The 4,140-nt window shown below is 25.7% G+C and carries 6 protein-coding genes; all 6 read left to right on the top strand.

From position 1 onward, the window contains the following. The coding region (locus PKV21_09305; protein ID HOM27681.1) for a type II secretion system F family protein at positions 1-1,108 on the top strand (1,108 nt) is incomplete at its 5' end. A gap of 99 nt (positions 1,109-1,207) precedes the next feature. Next, entirely contained in the window at positions 1,208-1,609 is a 402-nt protein-coding gene (locus tag PKV21_09300) for a prepilin-type N-terminal cleavage/methylation domain-containing protein (GenBank protein HOM27680.1), read from the top strand. Between the two features lie 49 nt (positions 1,610-1,658). Beyond that, entirely contained in the window at positions 1,659-2,594 is a 936-nt protein-coding gene (gene pilM, locus PKV21_09295; protein ID HOM27679.1) for a pilus assembly protein PilM, read from the top strand. Then, positions 2,591-3,199 (top strand): hypothetical protein, encoded by a 609-nt coding sequence (locus PKV21_09290; GenBank protein ID HOM27678.1) that lies wholly within the window; start codon positions 2,591-2,593, stop codon positions 3,197-3,199. The genes pilM and PKV21_09290 overlap by 4 nt, the downstream gene beginning before the upstream one ends. After that, entirely contained in the window at positions 3,183-3,713 is a 531-nt protein-coding gene (locus PKV21_09285) for a hypothetical protein (protein HOM27677.1), read from the top strand. Before PKV21_09290 ends, PKV21_09285 begins: the two co-directional genes overlap by 17 nt. Positions 3,714-3,716: 3 nt before the next feature. Further along, on the top strand, positions 3,717-4,140 hold a 424-nt coding region (locus tag PKV21_09280; GenBank protein ID HOM27676.1), incomplete at its 3' end, for a hypothetical protein.

Here is a 4,140-nt window from a genome sequence, read left to right as displayed (position 1 = left end):
AATACCAATTGAAATAAAACTTGTTGATAAAAATGGGATTTCTGAAATGACGATAAAGCCAAAGAAAAGAGGAAGAGTATCACTTGGAGAAATTGCCATATTTTCAAGACAACTTGCAACAATGCTTGATGCAGGTGTTCCAATAATTGATGCCATTTCTGACTTAAAAGAACAAACTATAAATAAATATTTTGCATATGCTCTTGAAAATATTAGAAAAGATATACAGACAGGAAGTAATTTTTCCAGTGCAATAAGTAAATATCCTAATATCTTTTCTCCTTTATATGTTGCACTTGTAAAATCAGGGGAAGAAAGTGGAAATCTTGTCGGTGTTATGACAGAACTTTCATCATATATAGAAGACCAGATAATTCTCTTAAGAAAATTAAGACAGGCGTTAAGTTATCCTGCTGTAATTTTTTTGTTTTTTATAGGAGTTATTTCTTTTGTTTTCTTATTTCTAATTCCAAAGTTTCAATCTATTTTTTCAAGTTTTGGAGCAAAACTCCCCGGATTAACATTGATTGTTTTTAAAATAAGTGGTTTATTTTTAAAATTTTTACCCTTTATTTTAATATTTTTAGTTTTATTTGGAATTTTTTTATTTTTTTACAGAAATACAAAATCTGGTAGATACTGGATAGATTCAGTGAAATTAAAATTTCCTTTAATTGGTAAACTTGTGATTAAAATTTCTCTTTCAAGATTTTCCCGTTCTCTTTCCACACTTCTTTCAGGAGGAGTAAGTATAAATTCTGCTCTTGAAATAGTTGCTGCTACTTCAGGGAATATAATAATTGAGGATATTGTTAAAAAAATAAGAAAAGGAGTTATAGAAGGTAAAGTTCTAAATGAAGAAATGAAAAAATATAAAATTTTTCCGCCAATACTTGTGAGAATGGTAAGGGTTGGAGAAGAAACAGGTAGATTAGAAGATATGTTAAACAGGGTTTCAAAATTTTTCAGAGATGAAGTTGATGCAACTGTAAATATTTTAACTTCTATAATTGAGCCAATTTTAATAATAGGTCTTGGGATTATCGTTGGTATTGTTGTTCTTGCTATTTATTTACCCATATTTAAACTTGCAGGAACTATTAGATGATGGGATATATAGTAACTCTGATATCATAAAAAAATTTTTGACAGAAAGAGAAAAAAAGTTTATAATAACGTCAAAAATTAAAGAAAGGAGGTGAAAAAAATGAAAAAAAATAGAAAAAAAGGGTTTACGTTGATTGAGTTGATGGTGGTAGTTATTATTGTTGGTATTCTTGCAGCAATTGCTATTCCTTTATACACAGGACAGGTTAAAAAATCAAAAGCATCTGAAGGTGCTTCCCTTGTTGGGTCAATTAGAACAGCTGAAAGAGTTTATTATTCACAGCACAATGAATATAAAGTAATTGAAGACGCAGTCAGTTCAGATGAAGATCTTGGAGTTGATGCCTCTGGAAATAAATATTTTACTACATTTTCAGTAGATGGGACATATGCTGTTGCCTATGGTTCAGGAGATGCTGCAGATATTCAGGTAAGAATAAAACTTGATGATGGAACTCTTGAATGGTCTACAGATGGTGGTGAAAGTTGGAAAGTATTTTAAAAAGATACGCAAAGTGGAGTTAACCTAACTCCACTTTTTTTTTAAAAATATGTCCCTTAAAATAGGTGTTGATATAGGGTCTAAATATATAAAAATTGTAGAGGGTTATGAAAAAAAAGATAGTTTATATTTGACAAATATAGAAAAAATTGAAAATCCTATAGAAAATTTCAGGAATATTTCTATTGAAGATACTGAGATATTAGGAAATTTTTTGAGAGATTTTCTCAATAAAAACAATTATAAAGGAAAGAAGTGTATATTCAGTATTGCAGGAAATAATATTATTTTCCATTATTTTGAACTTCCAAATTTATCTGAAGAAGAACTTGAAAATGCAATAAAACTAGAAGGAATTCAAATAATACCTGATTTTTTAGATAATTATGAATATGATTATATTTCATTCAATATAGATAGTAAAAAAAACATTTTTCTTATTTCCTGCCCTTTAATCAAAGTGGAAATATACAATAAAATTTTTTTGAAAGCAAAATTAAGACCACTTATAATGGATGTTGATGGTCTCGCAGTTTTAAACAGTTTTCTATATTTTAATAAAGACACAAATTCTGTTTGTATTCTAAATATTGGATTTTCAATTTCAAATTTAGTTATATTTTTAAAGGATAAGTTTTTATTCTGCAGAGACATTTTATGGGGTACACATAATATTGAAAAAATAGAGGAATTTGAAAAAAATGTTATTCTTAATGATATAATTCCTGAATTTATTGAAGATATAAATGTTTCCTTAAAATATTTTCAGAATAAAACAGGAGAAAAAATTAATAAAATGTATTTGACAGGTGGAGGAGCAAATATATCCGGAATTAAAGAAGTAATAGAAAAGAATATAAATATTCCTTGTGAAAACTATAACCCTCTCTCTTTTTTTTCAGAATCCCTCATTCCTCTTGATAAAATAGAAAATGGTATGTCCTATGCTGTCTGTATAGGACTATTAACAAGAAAAATAATATGATAGAGATTAATTTACTTAAAAGAAGATTAGAAAAATACAGAAAAAAGATTTTACTCATAAGATTTATAATTTTTTACCTTACAGGTCTTGTTACAATTTTTTTAATCTGTGGAATTTTTTATCTATCAAATAAAATAATTATTGAAAGAATAAAGAATGAAATTAAAAATCTTGATAAAGAAATTATGGCAGAAAAAGTTATTTTTGAAAATTTAAAAACCAATGATAAAAAATTACAAATTCTCTGTCAAAAGTGCTCTTTTTATGAAGATGAATATAAAGATAGAATACTATGGAGTGATATATTCTGGATAATATCAGATTCTCTTCCTTCTGGTATCTGGATTAAAAAACTTTCTTACAAAAAAGGATATACGCAAAAAGGGAAAAATTTTAATATATTCATAGAAGGATATATTTCTCCTTATTACATTCAACCAGAAAAAGGATGTTCATATTTTGCAAAAAATCTGATGGAAAAAGGGAAAAGCATTTTTGAAAAAATCTCTCTTCTTGAAATAAGAAAAGAAAAAAAAGAAGACAATGAGATTTACTATTTCAAGTTTGAATTAAACTTGAAGGAAAAAAATGAGAGATTTTTATAAAATTTTAAAGAGATGGTTTTTGTGGGTAATTATCAGTTATCTCTTTGTAATAGGAATCTTTACAGTTATTATTTTCATTCCTCAAAAGAATCAAATAGTTAAATATAAGACAGAAAAGGATTTACTTACATATAATTATCTTAAAATAAAAAATGATCCAGAATTTTTTCAGACAATTAAGAAAACAATTGATTTTGCAGAAGATAAAATATATAACTTTGAATGGTTAAATTATACAGATGACCCGAATCTTGCAATTTACGAATATCTTGAAGAAATTACTCCAAAAGAATTTATAGAAATTATTTCTGTAAAAAAAGAAGAAATTCCAAGTGATTTATATTTTTTCTGGGAAGTTAAATTGATGGGTAGTTTCAAAGGTTTTTTTTATTTTATCAATCGTCTTGAATCAGGAAGAAAATATTTAAAGATTGAAGAAATAGAAGTTTTAGAAGGTGAAAATGAAAAAAATATTTTTAATCTTAAAATTGCTGGAATAAAAAAGGTAAAATAAAGTATGAAAAATAAAAATGTTTTAAAACTGGTAATTTTGATATTAATTCTCTTAATAATAACAGGATGGCAATTTAAACCAAAACAAAAGAAAATGAGTAAAAAAGAAAATGAAGGAATTTTTGAAGAAAAAGAAATGATAGGTGGTATTGATTTAAGAAAAATAGAAGAAAATTTTAAAAGTATTCAGAATAAAATAATGCAAATGGAAAATAAAGATAAGATTGAATTAAAATATGAAAAAAGTAAACCATTAAAAAATCCTTTAAAATCATGGCTAATTAAAAAAGAATCAGAAAAAACTGTTATTCCAGAAATACAAGAGGAAAAACCCATTTCTATTATCAAATCTGAACCTAAAAAACCAGATTTTAAAATTTCAGGTATTGTATATGATAAAAAAATTTCATATGTAATAATAAATGACG

The organism is bacterium, from assembly GCA_035371905.1.
Taxonomy (GTDB): Bacteria; Ratteibacteria; UBA8468; order B48-G9; family JAFGKM01; genus JAMWDI01.
This window is presented reverse-complemented; position numbering and strand designations above follow the sequence as displayed.

What these genes read in the sequence shown, in the direction of transcription:
- pilM (HOM27679.1), top strand. Translation starts at nt 1,659, where the DNA reads ATGTCCCTTAAAATAGGTGTTGATATAGGGTCTAAATATATAAAAATT.
- PKV21_09300 (HOM27680.1), top strand. Translation starts at nt 1,208, where the DNA reads ATGAAAAAAAATAGAAAAAAAGGGTTTACGTTGATTGAGTTGATGGTG.
- PKV21_09285 (HOM27677.1), top strand. Translation starts at nt 3,183, where the DNA reads ATGAGAGATTTTTATAAAATTTTAAAGAGATGGTTTTTGTGGGTAATT.
- PKV21_09290 (HOM27678.1), top strand. Translation starts at nt 2,591, where the DNA reads ATGATAGAGATTAATTTACTTAAAAGAAGATTAGAAAAATACAGAAAA.